Annotated in this window: 19 protein-coding genes; 5 read left to right on the top strand and 14 right to left on the bottom strand. The window is 35.0% G+C overall.

The window, feature by feature from the left end; all coding sequences use genetic code 11:
• The first annotated feature begins 53 nt into the window (after positions 1 to 53).
• Both JVU85_RS03910 and JVU85_RS03905 read left to right on the top strand, forming a co-directional pair.
• Positions 54 to 833: a DeoR/GlpR family DNA-binding transcription regulator gene (locus JVU85_RS03910; RefSeq protein WP_021459866.1), complete on the top strand. Its 780-nt coding sequence runs from the start codon at positions 54 to 56 to the stop codon at positions 831 to 833.
• A 135-nt stretch (positions 834 to 968) separates the two neighbouring features.
• Positions 969 to 3,083 (top strand): glycoside hydrolase family 31 protein, encoded by a 2,115-nt coding sequence (locus JVU85_RS03905; RefSeq protein ID WP_021459865.1) that lies wholly within the window; start codon positions 969 to 971, stop codon positions 3,081 to 3,083.
• A 96-nt stretch (positions 3,084 to 3,179) separates the two neighbouring features.
• Here JVU85_RS03905 and JVU85_RS03900 read toward each other — a convergent pair whose 3' ends face one another.
• Both JVU85_RS03900 and JVU85_RS03895 read right to left on the bottom strand, forming a co-directional pair.
• Complete coding sequence (locus JVU85_RS03900) at positions 3,180 to 4,013, bottom strand: aldo/keto reductase (RefSeq protein WP_021459864.1); 834 nt, start codon at positions 4,011 to 4,013, stop codon at positions 3,180 to 3,182.
• Positions 4,014 to 4,029: 16 nt separating this feature from the next.
• Positions 4,030 to 5,211 carry an MFS transporter gene (locus JVU85_RS03895; protein ID WP_021459863.1) on the bottom strand — a complete coding sequence of 394 codons (1,182 nt, stop codon included), beginning with the start codon at positions 5,209 to 5,211 and terminating at the stop codon, positions 4,030 to 4,032.
• A gap of 139 nt (positions 5,212 to 5,350) precedes the next feature.
• Here JVU85_RS03895 and JVU85_RS03890 point away from each other — a divergent pair, with 139 nt between their 5' ends.
• The gene (locus JVU85_RS03890) at positions 5,351 to 5,743 is read left to right on the top strand and encodes a winged helix-turn-helix transcriptional regulator (RefSeq protein WP_002509489.1); all 393 of its coding nucleotides are present in this window, start codon (positions 5,351 to 5,353) and stop codon (positions 5,741 to 5,743) included.
• A gap of 51 nt (positions 5,744 to 5,794) precedes the next feature.
• Positions 5,795 to 6,103 (top strand): MFS transporter, encoded by a 309-nt coding sequence (locus JVU85_RS03885; protein ID WP_157950637.1) that lies wholly within the window; start codon positions 5,795 to 5,797, stop codon positions 6,101 to 6,103.
• A 370-nt stretch (positions 6,104 to 6,473) separates the two neighbouring features.
• On the opposite strand, the gene JVU85_RS03880 is transcribed toward JVU85_RS03885, so the two are convergent.
• From JVU85_RS03880 to eda, 8 genes are read right to left on the bottom strand one after another with little or no spacing between them, the layout of a single operon-like run.
• On the bottom strand, positions 6,474 to 7,295 hold the full coding sequence (locus JVU85_RS03880) for an SDR family oxidoreductase (RefSeq protein ID WP_002509487.1): 822 nt from the start codon (positions 7,293 to 7,295) through the stop codon (positions 6,474 to 6,476).
• Entirely contained in the window at positions 7,292 to 8,326 is a 1,035-nt protein-coding gene (locus JVU85_RS03875; protein ID WP_021459861.1) for a mannonate dehydratase, read from the bottom strand. Before JVU85_RS03875 ends, JVU85_RS03880 begins: the two co-directional genes overlap by 4 nt.
• Positions 8,327 to 8,328: 2 nt before the next feature.
• The gene (gene uxaC, locus JVU85_RS03870; RefSeq protein WP_021459860.1) at positions 8,329 to 9,735 is read right to left on the bottom strand and encodes a glucuronate isomerase; all 1,407 of its coding nucleotides are present in this window, start codon (positions 9,733 to 9,735) and stop codon (positions 8,329 to 8,331) included.
• A gap of 15 nt (positions 9,736 to 9,750) precedes the next feature.
• Positions 9,751 to 11,046 carry a TRAP transporter large permease gene (locus tag JVU85_RS03865; RefSeq protein ID WP_021459859.1) on the bottom strand — a complete coding sequence of 432 codons (1,296 nt, stop codon included), beginning with the start codon at positions 11,044 to 11,046 and terminating at the stop codon, positions 9,751 to 9,753.
• Positions 11,043 to 11,546, bottom strand: a complete 504-nt coding sequence (locus JVU85_RS03860) for a TRAP transporter small permease (protein WP_002509482.1) — start codon at positions 11,544 to 11,546, stop codon at positions 11,043 to 11,045. The genes JVU85_RS03865 and JVU85_RS03860 overlap by 4 nt, the downstream gene beginning before the upstream one ends.
• Positions 11,521 to 12,564, bottom strand: a complete 1,044-nt coding sequence (locus JVU85_RS03855) for a TRAP transporter substrate-binding protein (RefSeq protein WP_021459858.1) — start codon at positions 12,562 to 12,564, stop codon at positions 11,521 to 11,523. The genes JVU85_RS03860 and JVU85_RS03855 overlap by 26 nt, the downstream gene beginning before the upstream one ends.
• A gap of 18 nt (positions 12,565 to 12,582) precedes the next feature.
• Complete coding sequence (locus tag JVU85_RS03850) at positions 12,583 to 13,554, bottom strand: sugar kinase (RefSeq protein WP_021459857.1); 972 nt, start codon at positions 13,552 to 13,554, stop codon at positions 12,583 to 12,585.
• Between the two features lie 3 nt (positions 13,555 to 13,557).
• Positions 13,558 to 14,175, bottom strand: a complete 618-nt coding sequence (eda, locus tag JVU85_RS03845; protein ID WP_002509479.1) for a bifunctional 4-hydroxy-2-oxoglutarate aldolase/2-dehydro-3-deoxy-phosphogluconate aldolase — start codon at positions 14,173 to 14,175, stop codon at positions 13,558 to 13,560.
• Between the two features lie 119 nt (positions 14,176 to 14,294).
• On the opposite strand from eda, the gene JVU85_RS03840 reads away from it, so the two are divergent.
• Positions 14,295 to 15,245, top strand: a complete 951-nt coding sequence (locus tag JVU85_RS03840; protein WP_021459856.1) for a LacI family DNA-binding transcriptional regulator — start codon at positions 14,295 to 14,297, stop codon at positions 15,243 to 15,245.
• 118 nt (positions 15,246 to 15,363) lie between these two features.
• Here JVU85_RS03840 and isaB read toward each other — a convergent pair whose 3' ends face one another.
• From isaB to JVU85_RS03820, 4 genes are all read right to left on the bottom strand, one after another.
• Positions 15,364 to 15,912 (bottom strand): immunodominant staphylococcal antigen IsaB family protein, encoded by a 549-nt coding sequence (gene isaB / locus JVU85_RS03835; RefSeq protein WP_002509477.1) that lies wholly within the window; start codon positions 15,910 to 15,912, stop codon positions 15,364 to 15,366.
• Positions 15,913 to 16,248: 336 nt separating this feature from the next.
• The gene (locus tag JVU85_RS03830) at positions 16,249 to 16,590 is read right to left on the bottom strand and encodes a DoxX family protein (RefSeq protein ID WP_002509476.1); all 342 of its coding nucleotides are present in this window, start codon (positions 16,588 to 16,590) and stop codon (positions 16,249 to 16,251) included.
• Between the two features lie 1,001 nt (positions 16,591 to 17,591).
• Entirely contained in the window at positions 17,592 to 18,578 is a 987-nt protein-coding gene (gene add / locus JVU85_RS03825) for an adenosine deaminase (RefSeq protein ID WP_002509475.1), read from the bottom strand.
• Positions 18,579 to 18,732: 154 nt separating this feature from the next.
• A complete protein-coding gene (locus JVU85_RS03820; RefSeq protein ID WP_021459855.1) occupies positions 18,733 to 20,103 on the bottom strand; it encodes an amino acid permease in 1,371 nt (456 codons plus the stop codon).
• Between the last annotated feature and the right edge of the window lie 148 nt (positions 20,104 to 20,251).

Genomic DNA, 20,251 nt, shown 5'->3' with positions numbered 1-20,251 from the left:
TTACCGTACACAGCTTTATTACTCTATATTAATATTAAACTGAGGTGTTTTGTATGTTACCAGCTGACAGAGAACAGCGCATCATTACTTTTTTACAAACTAATAAACAAGCTACTGTGCGTACTTTAGCTACTGAATTTAATGTACATGCTGCAACTATTCGTCGTGATTTACACAAACTAGAACAATTCAACCAAATTAAGCGTACACATGGTGGTGTCGTGTTAAATAATACCGAAGTTTGGGATGAACTTAATTTTGATGATCGTGAAACTACTTTTTATGATGAAAAAAGACGTATCGGCCAGAAAGCGGCTGACTTCGTGGATGATAATGACACACTGATTATTGATTCTGGTTCTACAACATTACACTTTGCACATGCTTTAAAATCAAAACACAATTTGACAATAATCACGAATGATATTTATATTGCTTCGTTGTTAAAATCGAGTGGTCATCATATTATTGTTACAGGAGGATCTTTACATCCAGATAATTATGTTTTAAATGGTGCGTTAACGCTAACTAACTTAAGTTCATTCAACCCGCTCAAACTATTTTTAGCTACACCAGCGATTGATGCGCATAAAGGTGTAACGCATTATAATGACACATTAGCTGCAACTAAAAGACAAATGGTCGCTCAAGCAAAAGCGGTTTATGTTTTAGCTGATAGTTCCAAATTCGATAAAGTTTCATTATACTCTGTTTGTAATTCCCAACACATTACTACCTTAATTACTGATAACACGCACTCAGACATTTATTGGGATGATTATCAGGCACATGTCGAACAACTTATAATTATTGATACCCCCACTACTACCTAAGTTCAAAAACAATGTTATTAATAATAGGAAATAAACTTAGTTAGTTTTACTATGTTAGTTTATTTCCTAACAAACAGGTTATTGGTATAATAACTTTATAAATTAACAACGTTGTTATAAAAGGAGCGCTAATTCATGAATACTAATCACACGCACATTTCCTATCCAAATTCCCATACCATTACGTTACAAAATAATGAGCAGACTTTCTATTGTACATTACGTATATTAGAACCACATATCATTAATATGAAACTCACACCTACAGCACCCATTGAGTTACCTACATACACTGTAACTCCTTTCGATACTGTTTTACCTTATGAAGGCTTATCCCGTTATCATACCCAAAACTTTAGCCTACCTGACTTTACGACAAAACTAGATGCTGACACATTGACTGTTCAAACCGCTCTCCTTAAAGTAATCATCAACACGTCAACTTTGCATTGTGACTGGTATCAACTAAATACAGCTCAACAATGGTTACCATTATTTAGTGATAGAAAAACACAAGCCTATCAACACCATATTGCCGCTACACATCCAACTTGCCACTATATCTCACGTTCGTCTGAAGAACAATATTTTGGTTTAGGCGAAAAAACAGGCGGTGTAGATAAACATGGTCAACGCATGCGTATGACCAATATTGATGCGATGGGCTACAATTCCCAATCTACCGATCCTTTATACAAACATATTCCTTTTTACATTACACACCATCGTGATACTAAACAATCATATGGTTTATTTTACGACGACTATCAACGTTCTGTTTTCGATTTAGGGAAAGAGCTCGATAACTATCATGGTTACTACCGTTATTATGAGACAGCTGCTGACTTTCTCGATTACTATGTGATAGGTGGCAACAGCATTAAAGCAGTTGCTCAACATTTCAGTCAGTTAACTGGACGACCAACACTATTCCCAAGTTGGAGTGCTTCCTATTCAGGTTCTACAATGCAATATACAGATGAACCTCACTCTCAACAACGACTCAACCAATTTTTAACAGACTGCCAGCAGCATAATATTCATGTTCGTTCTTTCCACTTATCTTCTGGCTATACGTCAATTGACGATAAACGCTACGTATTTAATTGGAACTATGATAAATTTCCGGATCCAAAAGGTTTCGGACAAAAATTCACTGACAATAATGTTGAAATTGTTGCTAATATCAAGCCATCTTTAATGCTAAACCATCCTTTATTAGAAGAAGTATTAGCTTTCAATGGTTTTATTACAGACAGTGATGGTAATCCTTTAAAAATTCAATTTTGGGATGACCAAGGTTATTATTTAGATTTTACCAATCCACAAACAATAGCATGGTGGCAACAACAAATTAAAAAACAGTTGCTCGATAACCATATAAATTGTACGTGGAATGATAATAATGAATTTGAAATTTGGGATGATAACGCAACAGTATATGGATTTAATGGCCAATGTCAACGCTTCAATGACTATCGAGCAGTTATGCCTTTATTAATGTCTATGGCTTCAAGAGAAATTCAACAAACTGCGACAGCTACAGATTATCCATATATTATTAGTCGTTCGGGCTGTGCAGGTATGTCTAAATATGTCCAAACTTGGACAGGCGACAATGCTACAAGCTGGGAAACATTGGAATACAACAACTATATGGCACAAGGATTAAGTCTGTCTGGAGTACATAATTTTGGTCATGATATCGGTGGTTTTTCCGGTCCTAAACCGGACCCTGAATTATTTGTCAGATGGGTGCAAAACGGTATCTTTTATCCAAGATTCTCGATTCATTCTTGGAATAGTGATGCAACGGTGAATGAACCTTGGATGCATCCTTCTGTGATGCCAGAAATCACAGCTGCAATGTTACTCCATGAACGTCTCGTCCCTTATTTTGATAAATTACAACAATTGAGTCACCAAAATTTTGAAGCCATTGTACGCCCTACTTTTTATGATTTTGAAGAGGATACAACAACGTTAACTAATACATCTGCTTGGATGCTTGGACCGGATCTATTGGTAGCTCCAATAGTGGCACAAGGACAGCAACAAAAATCAATTTACTTACCTGCTAATGATAGCGGTTGGATAGACTTCTTTACAAAGCAATATTATGATGGTGGTCAAACTATTACAATACCTGTCACTCTAGGTACTATTCCGATTTTTGTAGTTAACGGTAGCACAATTCCGTTATTAGATGACACTTTAACAGACACCACTCATCATAATTTCTCGTCATAACCTATTATAAAATATTACAGTCACTCTAAAATAAGAGAGTTAGGAACAATTTACTGTTCCTAACTCTCTTTAGTTTGCTTGCTACTTTAATATTTGTTAACCATTAAAGGCTACAGGATTTGGTCCGATACGCTTGTCTTGATTTAATTTATCTAGTGCTGTCATTTGCTCCTCAGATAATTCAAAATTAAATACATCTAAATTTTCTTTTATACGTGTTGGCGTTACTGATTTCGGAATCGTGACTACACCATGTTCTATATTCCAGCGAATGATGATTTGTGCGGCAGATTTACCTAATTGTTGTGCAATAGTATTTACAACCTCATCTTGCAAAATTTCGCCATTCATTAATGGTGACCATGATTCCATTCGAATATCTTCTTGCATCAAATAATCTCGCAATGTTGCTTGTGTTAAATATGGATGAAATTCTACTTGATTAATTACAGGCTTAATTGCAGTTTGTGCTTTTAAAGTTTCTAAATGTTCAATATTAAAATTACTCACACCAATATTGCGTACTTTCTTTGTTTGGTACAATGCTTCCATACCTTGCCATGTTTCTACCATTAAAGTACTATTCGTCCCTGGCCAGTGCATCAAATATAAATCTAAATAGTCTAAGCCTAAATTAGTTATTGATTGTTCATAGCCTTGTACAACTTGATTATATCCAAAATCATCTAACCATAATTTTGACGTAATAAATAAATCTTCCCGTTGAATACCAGCTGCTGCTATACCTTCTGCAATCCCTTTACCTACCATTTCTTCATTACCGTATACTAACGCGGCATCGATACTACGGTATCCACTTATAATTGCATGTTTCACCGCATCTTTAGCTGTATTATCATTTTCCACTCTAAATACCCCTAACCCTAATTGAGGCATTAATTGACCGTTATAAAATTTAACTTGTTTCATTGTTACGCTCCTTTAGTTAGCATTGCGCTAAGTTGTGTTCTTTTTCTTTTATATAAAGTACATACATCATTCCACTGGCTACAATAACCATAATGAAGGCAAAAAATGGTGTCATCATTACTGAAAATTGTTCTAATACATAACCACCGATTACTGAGCCAAGTGTAATGCCAACGTTAAATGCAGAAATATTTAAACTTGAAGCAAAATTGACTGTTGCTTTATTATCACGTTCTGCAAATAACACTACAATTAATTGCAAACCTGGGACGTTCATAAAGGCAAATAAACCCATTAATAAAATTGCCAATAACCCTAAAAAGTGTAAATGTGTTGTAAAACCAACGACTAATAATACGAAAGCTTGAATTAAGAAAATCACACTCAATGCTTTCGTAGGTGCTTGGTTAGTAAATTTACCACCAAGGGTATTCCCAATCGCTACCATAACACCGTAAACCACAAGTAATCCCACTACTGCCTGATCACTATAACCTAAAGCATGTGTCAACATAGTTGTTAAATAAGTATAAACAACAAAAGTACCTCCATAACCCAATGCAGTAATTAAATAAACCATCATCAAAGATTTGTTTTTAAAAACTTTTAATTGTTGTGCAATTGGTGTCTGCTCATACTCATTTAAATCCTTCGGCACGACAATTATATTTGCTATTAAGCTGAGTAGCCCTATAAGTGCGATAGTTACAAATGACATCTGCCAACCAAATGTTTGTCCAATCCACGTACCAAATGGCACACCTGTAATCGTTGCAACTGTTAACCCTGTAAACATCATCGCAATTGCGCTAGAACGTTTATCCGCTGATACTAAATCACTGGCAATTGCAGTTGCAATAGACATAAAGACACCGTGCATTAATGCTGATAAAATACGCATGGCCAACAACATACTAAAACTTAATGCAAATGCTGCTAACAGATTTGCTACAATAAAAACCACCATAATACAAATTAATAAATGCTTTCGTTTCATTTTATTAGTTAATGGCGTCAATACTGGTGCACCAATTGTGACACCAATCGCATATAGTGAGACCGTTAACCCTGCCAACGGTAACGTAATACCAAAATCATCTTTAATTAAAGGTAATAGCCCCACGCTAATAAACTCCGTCATTCCAATCGCAAATGCTGAGATAGCAAGTGCTATAATCGCAAAATTGTGCTTTTTCATATTCACCTTTCCTTTCGCTTAACTTAATATGTGTGTTATTATATACGCAACAAAACTAATAAGTAAGTACGCACTTTAAAGTCATATAGATACCTAAAAGTACTGTAGGTACTTTAAAGTAACTATAGAGGTGAATATCATGTTAAGAGAACATTATAATATTGGTGTAGAGGCAACCATTGATGTTTTAGGTGGTAAATGGAAACCAGTAATTTTATGTCATTTAAAAGACAATGGCACGCTTCGTACATCTGAATTAAAACGCGCAATTCCCAACATTACTCAAAAAATGTTGACGCAACAATTACGAGAGCTTGAGGAAGATTGCATCATTGAACGCATTGTTTACCAACAAGTTCCACCTAAAGTTGAATATGTGTTATCTGATTATGGTCAATCTCTTGGCAATCTGCTTTCTACCCTTTGTGAATGGGGAGAATTTCATATCGAAAAAATGTATCAAGAAGGTCGTGATGTATCTTTAGAAAAGCAAGATTTTGTTCATATTCCTTCCAATAGACAACCCAATTAATTGCATATAAATTTTTCAAAGCAAAAGAGCCATGAACATTAATAAATGTTCATGGCTCTTTTTACTATCATTTATGGCATATTTAATACTGCCATGGGATGTCATCAATGGATTTATCCTTATGAATTATATCCTACGCATGTACGCGGTACTGGTGGCGGATTTACTACAACGATTAGTAGAATCGCCTCAGCTATTAGTACATTTTTCTTCCCGCTATTATTATCACAGTTGGGATTAAGTATTACTTTGTATATTGCAGGAGGATTACTATTTATTGGTTTTATAGTGTCTTACTTCTTAGCACCAGAAACCAAAAATATGAATTTAACTGAAGCTGCAACCATCACAAAAGCATAAAAAAGGGAGTGGGACAGAAATCTAATTTGATAAAAAGATTTCGTCGTCCCACCCCGGCAAGGATGACTAGCATTGAAAAAAGCTTGATTTGAAGCGCATTTTCAATACAGTCATCTACTGCCAAAATGAAAAGAGTTTGCGTATAAAACATGATGTGGGACAGAAATCTAATTTGATAAAAAGATTTCGTCGTCCCACCCCGGCAAGGATGACTAGCATTGAAAAAAGCTTGATTTGAAGCGCATTTTCAATACAGTCATCTACTGCCAAAATGCAAAGAGGCTGAGACAGATCAATTTTGTCCCAGTCTCATCTTTTTTATGTCATTGCTATGCTTCAATTCATTAAGTTCATGCTATAGCTTGCATGTTTACACACCAGAATAAGATGAAAAGCCGCCATCAACAGGCACCACAATACCTGTGACAAAACCACTTTGACTGTTGTCCATTAACCAATATAATGTACCTAAAATTTCTTCAGGTTCACCAAAGCGCCCCATTGGAGTTTGCGAAATGATTTTTTCCGCTCGTTCTGAATAAGAGCCATCATCATTACGCAACAACCCTTTATTTTGTTCAGTTTCAAAAAATCCAGGTGCGATCGCATTGACTCTAATTTTTCCTGCAAAGTATGTTGCTAACCATTGTGTAAAATTACTTACAGACGCTTTTGCACCACTGTATGCTGGAATTTTAGTTAATGGGGTAAATGCATTCATCGATGAAATATTAATAATAGTTCCACCATCTGCTTGCACTATATCTTTACCAAACACTTGTGAAGGCAACACAGTTCCAGTGTAATTTAGTTTAAAGACTTTATCTATGCCTTCCTCAGTTAAGTCGAAGAATGACTTATCACTGTGTTCGTCATAAAATTCATCATCTGTCGTTGCATTGGGATTATTGCCCCCTGCACCGTTGATTAATATATCAATATTACCAAATGCTTGATTAAATAATTGTTTTGCTTGGCTAAGCGCATTTTTATTTAAGACATCTGCGACAAGACCAATTGTGTGTTTGCGTTCAGCATCAATGTCATCTTGTAATTGGACAATTTTATCTTCTGAACGGCCTAAAATCCCAACATTTGCACCTTTGGCTACTAATGCTTTCACAAACGTTGAACCAATTACTCCTGTAGCCCCTGTAATTACTACGTTAACGCCTTGAAATTGTGTCGTCATTCTGGACTCACTCCTTCTATTAAACCATTAATATATGTGGCACCTAACGCACGGTCATAAAGGCCATAACCTGCTTTACCTGTTTCTCCCCAGATCATTCGTCCATGGTCTGGTCGTATTGTACCTTTAAAACCTATGTCGTGTAGTGCTTGTACTATAGCTTTCATATCGACTGAACCTTGTTTTGATAAATGGCCCGTCTCAACAAATGAATATTCTCCCATACGTTTTACATTACGCATATGCATAAAATGAATATGGTCACCGAACGTACGAATCATTGCTGGTAAATCGTTTTCCGCAAGTGATCCAAGTGAACCTGTACAGAAACAAATACCGTTATTTTTACTCGAATTAATAGAGAGCAAACGTTCATAACTGTCTTTATTTTTAATAATTCTTGGAATACCAAAAATAGGCCATGGTGGATCATCCGGATGAATTGCCAGATCAATATCATGTTCTATAGCAGTAGGCAACACATTATCTAAAAAGTAAGTTAGATTTTGCCATAACTGTTCGTCCGAAGTTTGTTGATAAGCTTTGATAAGTTCATTCATTTCTTCACGTGAATAACTTTCATCCCAACCTGGTAAATTTAACTCAGTAGTTAATGGGTCGATATCTTTAATTTGATTGTGATCATATATTAAAGTGTTCGAGCCATCTTGTAACGGGTAATCAAGCTGTGAACGTGTCCAGTCAAAGACTGGCATAAAGTTATACGTTACTGTTTTGATACCATTTTCCGCTAAATTAATTAATGATTCCTTGTAATTTTCAATTAATTGGTCACGATTATCTTTACCTAGTTTAATGTTTTCATGCACTGGTAAACTTTCCACCACTTCAAATTTCAACCCTGCAGCTTCTATTTGCTCTTTTAACTCTTTAATACGTACTGACGACCATACTTCACCTACTGGCACATCATAAATTGCCGAGACAATTTGTTTCATATCTGGAATTTGTCGGATATGCTCTAATGTTACTGGGTCATCTTGACCATACCATCTAAATGATAATTCCATAATTATACCTCCTTAACCTCTTTTACTTTAAATAATCGTACTGCATTGTTATAACAAATGTCCTTCAATATTTGGACAATTGTAGTATTTGTTAAGGCAATTTCACCTTTTTCAATACGTTCTCCAATTAAGTTACATAAAATTCTTCTAAAATACTCATGACGTGTATATGAAGTCATACTACGTGAATCAGTCAACATGCCGACAAAATTAGGTAGTAAACCGACATTGGCATAGTCAATTAAATGTTGCTCCATGCCTTCTTTCGTGTCATTAAACCACCATGCAGCTCCAAGTTGTACACGATGTTCACTATTACTAAAGTTACCCGCAGTGGCTTGTACCATCAAATGGTCATTGCCATTATTTGGATAAATAATCGTATCTGATAACGCATTATGCTGTTCTAAGTGGTCTAACAAACTGTTTAACGCTTTAGCACTTAATTGTTCACCTACGCTATCAAATCCACTGTCTGCACCTACTTGTTGATACATAGATGTATTATTATTACGTGTTGGCCCTAAATGGAACTGGATAACCCATCCTAATTCTTTATAGACCTTACTTAATTCAGTCAAAATATAGCCAGCTAATGCATATTGATCCGCTTCTGATATTGACTCATTAGCTTGTAATGTTTTAAACAACGCTGTAGCTTCTTCGGTTGATAAATGTACTGTTGGTGTATGTTCAAAACTTTGATCTGAACTTAAAGCACCATGTCTATCAAAATAGTAAATTCGTGCTTTTAATGCGGTAATGTATTCCGAAAAGTCTTGGATCGTTGTCTCTGTTGCTGTTTCTAGTTGTGACACTTTTTGCCCTAAACTGTCTGCATTTAAAAACACATAACTATCGGGTCTAAAAGTTGGATATACTTTAAATGGTACTTTGCGATCTGCATTTAATAGTTGATGATATTTCAAATCATCACATGGATCATCAGTCGTACAAACTACCGTTACATTACTTTGTTTAATCAATCCTTGTGGTTTATGCGTTGATTTTTTTAGTGTTTTATTTAACGACTTATATAATTTAGAAATGTTCACTTTATCTAACTGAACATCTTCATTAAAATATCGTTTTAACTCTAACGTACACCAATGGTACATTGGATTCATAATTGAATAAGGTAACATCTCCATAAATGCCTTAAACTTGTCGTAGTCATCTGCAGCACCTGTAATGTAATCCTCTTCAATACCATCTGCACGCATTAAGCGCCATTTATAATGGTCTCCTGCCAACCACAATTGTGTGATGTTGTCATAGTTTTTATTTTCATAAATTTCTTGTGGATCTAAATGACAATGAAAATCGAAAATTGGTGTGTCTTTTATTTGCTGATACAACTTTACTGCTGTTTTATTATTTAATAAAAAATTATCATTAATTAATGTCATATTAGAGCTCCTTTGCTATAGTCCAAGTAATTTTGGTAAGAATAATGAAAGTTGTGGAATAAATGTTACTAACAATAATAAAATAATGAGCATTACGAAATATGGTACTAAATATTTAAAGACATTTTCTACACGTACCCCACCAACACTAGCACCAACAAATAAAGCACTACCTACAGGAGGTGTAATGTTACCGATACATAAGTTAAAGGCAATAATAATACCAAAGTGAATTGGATCTAAACCAAGCACTTCCGAAATAGGTAAGAAAATTGGTGTAAATATTAATACAGCTGGTGTAATGTCCATAAATGTACCAATAATTAATAAGATTACATTCATTAATAACAGTAATAATATTGGATTATCTGTGATAGATAAAATACTGTTAGATATAGCTTCCGGTAAACCTGTATAACTCATAACGAGTGAAAACAGTGCGGACGCAGTAATCAAAAATAAAATCATCCCTGTAATTTCTGCTGTTTCTTTGATGACATTAGGAATATGTTTTAGTTTCAAACTTCTATATATAAGTGATAATACTACTGAGTAGAGTACTGCTACAGCGGCACCTTCTGTTGCTGTAAAGACGCCGACAACAATACCACCAATAACAATAATAATAAGTAGTAAACTTGGTATGGCATCTAACGTTAAAAATAGTTTATCTTTCCAACTAATTTTTTCAGAAACTTTATAGCCAGCTCGTTTCGCCATGATGAAAGCCACAACCATACAAGCAAGTCCCCATAAAATACCAGGAATATAACCTGCAATAAATAGCGCTGCTATTGATGTTCCTCCACTTATTAAGGAGTAAACAATTAATAATGAACTGGGTGGAATTAATAACCCTGATGGCGCTGATGCAATATTGGCTGCTGCTGAGTATTCTTTTTTATAACCTTGCGTTTGTTGCATTGGCCCCATAATACGTCCCATAGCCGCTGCTGCCGCCACACTAGAACCTGAAATTGAGGCAAAAAGCATATTACCAACAATGTTAGTATGTGCTAAAGATCCCGGCATACGTCCTACCAACACTTTAGCGAAATTAACTAATCGAAACGCTATACCACCATTATTCATAATGATACCCGCTAATACGAAAAGTGGAATTGCTAACATGGTAAAGTCATCAATACCGGTTACCATACGCTGAGCTGCGGTCACAATCGTGACATCAAATGGTAAAATCAATAGCAAAGTAATAATGGAACTTAAAATAATCGCTAATGCAATCGGCAAACCATATAACAAGAAGAAAAAGAATGTGATAAAAAGTACTAAACCTGCAATAATTGTCATGCTGTGCCGCCCCCTTCTTCTCCTTCTTTCACAGTTGCTAATTCATTTTTATCTAGTAAATTGTAGATAGAGTAGAAAATCACGAACACACCAGATACTGGTAAAGCACTGTACATTGCTGCCATTGACATTCCAGTTGATGGTGCTATTTGGTTCCAAGTAAGATGAACTACTTCGTAGCCTCCCCAAATCATCAAGACTAAGGCAATTAATATAATAACGATATCCCCTATTTTCTCCATTACGAGTTGCACTTTTGAAGGTAACAATTCTCTGACAAACAAAATAGCGATATGTTTTTTAACACCAAATACATAACTTGCACTTAATAATGCGAACCAAATCAATAAGAAGCGTACAATTTCTTCACTCATCGTACTCGGCGCGTTAAAAATAAAACGCGCTGCTACTTGATAAATCGATAAAATAACCATAACGATTAAGGCCAATCCCGCTAATGTCAGAAGGAGCTTATCAATGATCAGCTTTGCTTTGTTCATATTTTTTCTCCTCCTTCTCAATTAACTCATAATCACTTTTCGTTTTAGGATTTTCTGCGAAAGATTGTCGTAAATCTTTAGAAGCATCTTTGAATGACGATTTATCTACTTGATGGAACTTAACACCCATCTCATTTTTGGCTTTTTTCTTCGCTTGTTTCACTTCTTCATCCCATAATTTTTCATGCTTTTCTGTCGAATATGCTGCTGCATCTTTTAACCATTTTTGTTGTTGTGTAGATAACTCATCGTAAGTCTCTTTGTTCATAATTAAAATATCGGGTACAATCGCATGTTCCGTATAATGATAATTTTTAGCAACTTCACCATGATTGTTAGTTGTTAATGATGTTTCATTATTTTCAGCTGCATCGATAACACCTGATTGTAAAGCGGTGTATACTTCACCATAATCCATCGGTGTTGGTGTTCCGCCGAGTGATTTTATTAAAGCGACACTTGTTTTACCAGGTTGCACACGTGTTTTCAAACCATCAAGGTCATCACTATTTTTGATTTCTTTATCTTTTGTGTAAATATTACGTACACCAGCATCATAAAATGTAACGCCTAAAAAACCATTGTCTTTCGTAGAATTAAAGAACGCATCTTGTACTTTTGGTTCTCTCATGACATGACGATAATTTTCTTGTGATTCAAATAAATATGGCATATTGAACAGTGAATATGATGGTGAGAAACTTTCTAATGCGCCTGCAGATACTTTAGTCATTTGTATTGCATTTGTTTGTGTCATTTCAATAGCTTCTCGTTCACTACCGAGTTGTCCATTTGGATATATTTTCACTTTCAATTGACCTTTAGATTCTTTTTCTAGTTTCTTTTTAAATATCGTTAATGATTTGTGTACTGGATGTTCTGTAGGCTGATTATGCGCTAAAACAATCGTTTTACTTTGTTGTTTTTCATCTTTGTCACTTGCTTGTACAGACGACATACTAACGAGTAACGCTAACAATATGAATGCGCTTACAGATTTAAATAAAATTTTTTTCATCCTATTCCCCCTAATAGACTAGCGTTTGAGTTCGCCAAAGTGCTCCGGTAGATTTAATATATCCGCTTCAGCTAGGTGTAATGCATCTTCTTGTGTCGTATGCTGTAATACCGAACATTTAGTTGCAAAATCTAAAGTAGTAGTCAATGACCACTGTGCTTCAAGACCATGTATAACTCCGGATAAAAATGCATCTCCCGCACCTATTCTATTTAATACTGTATACGGATAAGCTGCGCTTTCAATAAAACCATCAGGCGTTAAGGCTATTCCTTGTAATGTGCTCTGAGTGATCGAACGATTACTTGATGCTAAAAACGGAATATTAAATTTTTGTTGTAACGTTTGAGCACAAGTATGCATATCATCAGATTCAGCATTCGTTTGTAACAGATGTGTCGCATCCTTTTTACCAAAGAATAGTATATCAACTAACGGCAATACTGCTTTAATGACAGGTACTGCTTCTTCTAAAGTCCATAAATTACTTCTGAAATTAATATCAAAAACAATTGTGATTCCTTGCTCTTTCAATTGTTGTAAGTAAGAAACGATATGCTCTCGAATAGTATGATTTACGGCTAATGTGATACCAGTAAAAACAAAATAATCGCCTTTAGAGCCTGCTATATTCTCAAGTAAGTGTGACGTTTGTTGAGCAAAAGTTGAATATGCACGATCATAAATGACTTGACCACTACGATGACCAAACCCTTCTTCCATGTAATATGTGCCTAAACGTCCTGCAGTTTGTTGAACCCATTGCGTACCTACTTGGGTACGACGCATCTCTTGAAGTACATGTTGACCTAATGCATGTTCTGGTAGTGTCGTAATCATTTCAGTAGCATGACCAAATTGTGCCAACGTACTTAATGCATTTAATTCTGCACCTCCCACATTAATGTCTAACTGCTGTGCATCCTTCAACTGTATATAATTAGGTGGTGTAAAACGTAATAATACCTCTCCAAAACCATAAACCTTCATAACTTACACCTCACTTTTAATCGCTTTAACGTAATCAACTAATGCTGATTTACCTTGTTGTTGATATATTTTAGTAATTTCACTTCCAATACCCACTGCAAAGCTACCAGCATCAAGCCACTCTGTATGATTATCCTTGCCTACTCCACCAGTTGGAATAATTTCAACATGAGGTAAAGGTCCTTTGAAATCTTTTATTGCTTTTGGACTAAATTGTGTAGCTGGGAATAGTTTTAATACTTTACATCCGTATTGCATTGCTTCAATCATTTCTTTGACAGTCATTACACCAGGTACATACGGTACGTCATATAAGTTAGCAATTTTGGCAGTTTCAATATCAAATGCTGGGCTAACAATAAAATCTGCACCATTTAAAATTGCTGTTCGAGCCGATACACTATCTAACACTGTACCTGCACCAACTAATGCGTCTTCTCGTTTAGCTAAAGTGCTAATAACTTCCATAGCATCAGGTGTCGTTAAAGTAACTTCTATAACATTTAACCCTTCATCTATAATCGTATTAGCAATTTCAGTAAACTCCTCACCGCTATTTGTTCGCATTACTGCAATATGTTGCGCTTTTTTGATTTCTTGCATTGTTTGAGTTGAATTCATTTTAGCATCCCCTTTTAAAAATAACAACGTTGTTATTTTGTTGTAAAAAAATATTTTTATTAATAACTATATGGTATAATTATTCTTAACTGAAATCAATCCCTTAAAGGAGTATTTTTATGGTTGTTACCCTCAAAGATGTTGCTGATGCTTGTAACGTCAGTTATTCAACAGTCAGCAAAGCATTAAAAAATTCACCTTTAGTTAAACCTAAAACAAAAGAACTAATTCAACAAAAAGCAGTGGAAATGAATTATATACCTAATAATTCCGCACGTGCATTGGTCTCGAAACGCAGTAATACTATTGGGTTGATATGGCCTTCTGTGGACCGTGTAGCTGTGACTCACCTAGTCTCTGAAATTAACATTGCCTTAAAAGATTTAGGTTTTGTTATGTTTCTTTCTATTGATGATCTCTCAGTAGCATCGAAAAAATTTGTAGAATTTGGCTGTGATGGCATTATCGTATTTGATGAAGGACCTTCAACGAATCTTTCACCCGAAGTTTATCGTAATATTCCCGTCGTAGCTTATGGAGTAGCACGTAACATGGACTACCCAATTATTAACGTCAATCATCGTCAAGCTATGATGATGGCAATTGACGCGCTCATTGAACAAAACATAACTACTATAGATTACATAGGTGATATTCACACGACTGACGCGCGTCAATTGGCAAAGAAAGAAGCTATTATCGATTATTGTACTCAACACAACATTAATTATCGTTTAATTGATTCACAAGGCTTATCGGCGCTCGAAACGGAAACAGCAGTTAAAAGCTATTACAAACATAAATCTATCGCTCCCGGCGTAATTTGTGGTAGTTATGATATTACATTGGGGACAATAAACGCCTTAGATGTTAATAAACATCAACCAGTTATTTATTCTTATGACAACATTCCTCAAATAAAAAAATTAGATTATCCGGTGCATGCTATAGGTGTGCCAACAACGACTATTGCTGAAAAAGTAGTGGCAGTATTAAACGAGGTTATTACTAATGAAACGACAGTTGACACAGTCTATAATTTAGAACCGCAAATCACATCACATAATTAGCTGATAGCTATTCAATCATACGACATTTTCTACAACAAATAAGACGAGCTAGCACATTCACTGAATAGTTGTCTAACTCGTCCCATGAGGCTAGATTATTATCCACATGTCTAGTCTCTTACTTATTCGTAATTGTTATTTCTATTAAGTTATCATTTGGATCAAAGAATGCAGTATAACTACCGTCCATCGTTTTATATTTTACAAAGTTACCTTCTTCATTACCTAATTCGCCTTCTTCGATAATTTCATTTTGATGATGCGCATCTTTAAATGCTGCTTTAGTGACTGAATCTGGCTTCGTAAAGAATACTATTTCTAAGACATCTCCATCTTCATTAAATTGAACTGATTGATCATACAAATGCTTATTCGAAGTATAGCCACCGCTAGCTGTTGCGTCAACTTTATAACCATTAATTGTCACATTATCGTACTTTAGCGCTTGTACAAAATATTCATCTTGTGTAAACGCACCATCATAAGTCGTATAACCATCATAGTTATAATATGGTTTTTGTGTTTTCGCATCTATACCTGAATCATGTTGACTCATTACTTCTTGTGCACTCGCTACGTTTGCATTACTTGTTGTAGTTACAGCAGATCCTAATACAAGGGTCGATACAACAACGCTTGCTGCTAAGATTTTACTACCTTCACGCATAACAGTTCACTCCCCATTGAGAATTGTCGTAAAAACAAGGGTAATTTTTCACTTATAAGTATACGCTCTTTTTTTATAAAAACAATCAATATAGTTACTTATTAATAATATCAAAATCTGATTATATTAATATTCAGTATATAACCACTTGGGAATAAAATAAGATTATTTTCTTTAATGGCTATTGAAAACATTTAATGAACCTCACACTCACTCTATACCAACTGTGTAAAACTCAATAATCACGCTAAAAGCATAATGACTGTAGTTAGCTGGTTACTAGCTAACTACAGTCATTATAAACAGCTGAAATTATTTTCAGCCTAGTTGTATCACTTATATGTACCAAATGAACACTATCACATTTAAAATAAATAAAATGATAGCTGGTAATGCTTTCACAATAGGATCTTTACCTAAAAAGATTAACGATAAAGCACCGGCTAGCATCGTGCAGCCTAATATTATACTTGCACCTACAGCTAGTAAATGATAAAAAATCCCAAATAACATGCCTAACGCACCTAATAGTTCAATCCCACCAGTTATCTGATTAAATATTCTTGGATAACCCATTCTGACGAATTCTTTATCCATCGCACCAGACACAATCTTCGATCCTGTAATTATAAAAACTATCCCCAAAATTATTTGTAAGATAATCATTATAACGCCCATTGACTACACCTCATTTATGCTTACTGTGTACTATGAAATTCACAGTGTACAGCCTATTCTCTCAAATACCACTCTATATTTTACCATTAAATCGTGCCTGAGACATCATTGATTCGTACTAGTATCAATGATATCGTCAAACAAAACATGACCTGAAAATACATTTCGCATCAAGCTTTGTAAGCTAATTATCCTATCGTGGTAGGGCAATAAAACATTTTTAATAACGTTGGCTTTCAATGCTATTCCCAAGAAGTAGACAAACTTTAGCTGACAGTGTGTCTAAAACATTTTGTATAATATTTACAATGATTTGAGCCGAATTCTGTGGAAATAACACTGACCAAAGACTACAGGCTGAGACAGTGTCCACGGAAAGCTTGCATTAAAAAACTGCCCACAAAGTCAGAAACTTTGTCGATAGCCTCTTGTCATATTGTCATTAAATAACCCTTTTGTATTAGATTTCCTAAAGCCTTCACTTTAGATTGGCAGTGATTTGAGCCGACTCCTGCGGGAATAGCACTAGACGAAGACTACAGGCTGAGGCAGTGCCCACGGAAAGCGTGCTCAAAAACTGCCTACAAAATGAAAAAATTGATCGCCAGTCGTCTTAATCCAAAATCACATCTACTTTATGTAATAGAGGATGGTTCGAATCTAATTCAGAGATAGAAATCATTTCTCTTAATCTTAATTGTCTTTTGATTTATTCAACATAATAAACACCGACACTGTTAAATTTATATGTATAATATTTTCAGCACTAGATTGGCAGTGATTTGAGCCGACTCCTGCGGGAATACCACTAGCCGAAGACTACAGGCTGAGGCAGTGCCCGCGGAAAGCGTGCTCAAAAACTGCCCACAAAATGAAAAAATTGATTGCCAGTTTTATTTATTCACACATCCCATCAACAATTAAGGCGACATCAAAATAAAAAATTGAAGTCGCCTTAACGTTATTTAATTGAATGACTACTTTATGTGTTCACTTCAAAGTTATTTTACTGGTTCTAGACGTGCTTGTAATACGTCTTTATCTGCGTCAGTTAAAAATGCATAATTTACAGCCTGTTTATTAATCATTTTCATTTGTTCAAGTGTTAATTGTTCATGCTCATACAATATTACATATTCATCATTTAAAGTCGTTTGAGTGACTGTCCGATTATCCGTGTTAATGATGAAAGGCACTTGTTGCTCTATCAATTGTGGTAAGTTTAATTCTTTAAACGACTCAATGGCCTTTGTTTGCATGTTACTTTGCGGACATATTTCTAATAACACATCATGCGTTTTCACCATATTTAATAACTCATCATTGTTATTAATAGCTACACCATGACCAATACGTTGGGCACCTAATTTAATAGATTCTACCACATTATGCATGCAGCCACATTCACCAGCATGTAATGTTAAATTAAGCCCTTGATCCAAGCCGTATTGAATGGCAGGAGCTATATCTTCTGGCGGAAAAGCTGCTTCGGGACCTGCAAAATCAATGCCACAAACGAGATCACTATTTAGTGCAATAACTCGATCAAATAACTCACTATTCGTTGCTATATCATGTTGACGCATCGCACAAATTAGTAAATTGATTTTAATATCCAGTTGTGCCATTGCTTGCTCTGCACCTAATATTACCGCTGCAATCACTTCTTCTACAGCTAAACCTTGCTCCATATGAAATAACGGGGCAAAACGTAATTCAATGTATTTCACATTATCTTGCGTTGCTTGTTCAGCCACATCTATTACCGAACGTCTTAAACTATCTTTCGTTTGTAAAACCTTTTGTACTTCATCAAAACATTTTAAATATGTTTCTAAATTTTCACAGTCTTTATCCGCTTGCAAATGCTGTTCATTGATGTCAATTCCTTGTTCTGCGCCGAGTTGTTTAATTAATTCAACACTAACTGAACCATCTAAATGACAATGCAATTCTACCTTAGCAATATCTTTAATTAATTGTTCCATGTCATACTCCTTAATTAAATGGTCATACTTCTTACTCTCTCTTAAAAATAATATTACTATAAAAATATATAAGAAAGTGAGTTTAAAACTAAGTTTTTACAACTATTTTATCTACTCACCCAACTGTTTTTTATTATTAATCCTTCTACAAGCCTTATCGTATAGAATTATTGCTACGCCACTGTTTCGCAATTACTACGATGCTCACTACACTAATATAAACAATGCCAATAATAACTGAAATTCGTGTCTCTTTATTAAAAATCATACCGACAATTACTGCTAATAACATTAAAATAGTTACGTAATTACTATATGGCGCAAAAGGCATTTTAAATGGATGATCTGGTATCTTTTCTAACAGTCTAAAACGCAAATGACTAATTAAAATGGCAAACCAAGGGACCATACCTGGTAAAACGCCCGCACTAAAAACATAGACAAAGATATTAGTATCTTTCCCTAATATTAATGGTAAGACAATATCTAACACAATGCCCATAAAAATACCTAGAGTCACAGCAATGACTGCGATATCTGGGACATTATTACGATTTAGCCTTAAAAAGATTTTTGATGCTTGTTTTTGTTTAGCGAGTGTATAAACCATACGACTAGTGCTAAAGATGCCTGAATTACAACCAGACATTGCTGCTGTAACGACTACAAAATTAATAATTGTCGCAGCACCTGTTATACCAATTTTGGCAAATGTTGCAACGAACGGCGAACCAATTTGACTTACTTCATCCCAAGGATACACAGTGACAATTATAAATATAGAACCCACATAAAAAATTAGGATTCTCCAAATTACTCCATTTATTGCTCTTTTAATATTTTTTTGTGGGTCTTTAGTTTCTCCCGCAGTAACACCTATCAACTCGATACCTATATATGACCCAAATACAATAGAGAGTGCAAAAAAGAAACCACTTAAACCATTAGCAAAAAAACCACCGTGTGACCATAAATTGGCAAAACCAACTGGATCTCCGTGATTACCAAAACCAAATAAAATAATGCCGAATCCTGCAATAATCATTAAAATAATTGTAACAACTTTGATAGCAGCAAACCAAAATTCAAATTCGCCAAACCATTTTACCGATATTAAATTTGCTGTTAGCAAAATCGCAATAACTACTATACCAGGTATCCACGTAGGTAATTCTGGCCACCAGAATCGCATATACGAGCCGACTGCAATCACTTCACTCATTCCAACTATGATCCAATTAAAAATACTGCTACTCGCAGTTATGTATGAAAATGATGGATGAATGTAATCATTAGCAAATTTCGCAAATGATCCAGTGTCAGGATAAATATACAACATTTCACCCAATGCTCTCATAATCAAAAATACAAATAGACCAGCAATGGCATACGCTAATATAACCGAGGGGCCTGTCCATTTAATAGTACTCGAGGCGCCCATAAACAAGCCAACACCTATCGTACCTCCAAGGGCTATCATTTGAATCTGTCGTGCTGTTAACGCTCTTTGCAAATTGTTATTCATTAAACATACCTCTTTATTCATGATTATTACATTTTAATATATTTTTATATAAATTAAAATTGAGATTAGTATATTTATAAAAAGAAGTGGGACAGAAATCTAATTTTATTAAAAAGATTACGTCATCCCACCCTTTGCAATGATAACT

Origin of the sequence: Staphylococcus sp. GDY8P72P (genome assembly GCF_016890655.1) — a bacterium.
In the GTDB taxonomy this organism is placed as follows: Bacteria; Bacillota; Bacilli; order Staphylococcales; family Staphylococcaceae; genus Staphylococcus; species Staphylococcus arlettae.
The sequence above is the reverse complement of the archived record's forward strand: the minus strand, read 5'-3'. Positions and strand labels throughout refer to the sequence as shown.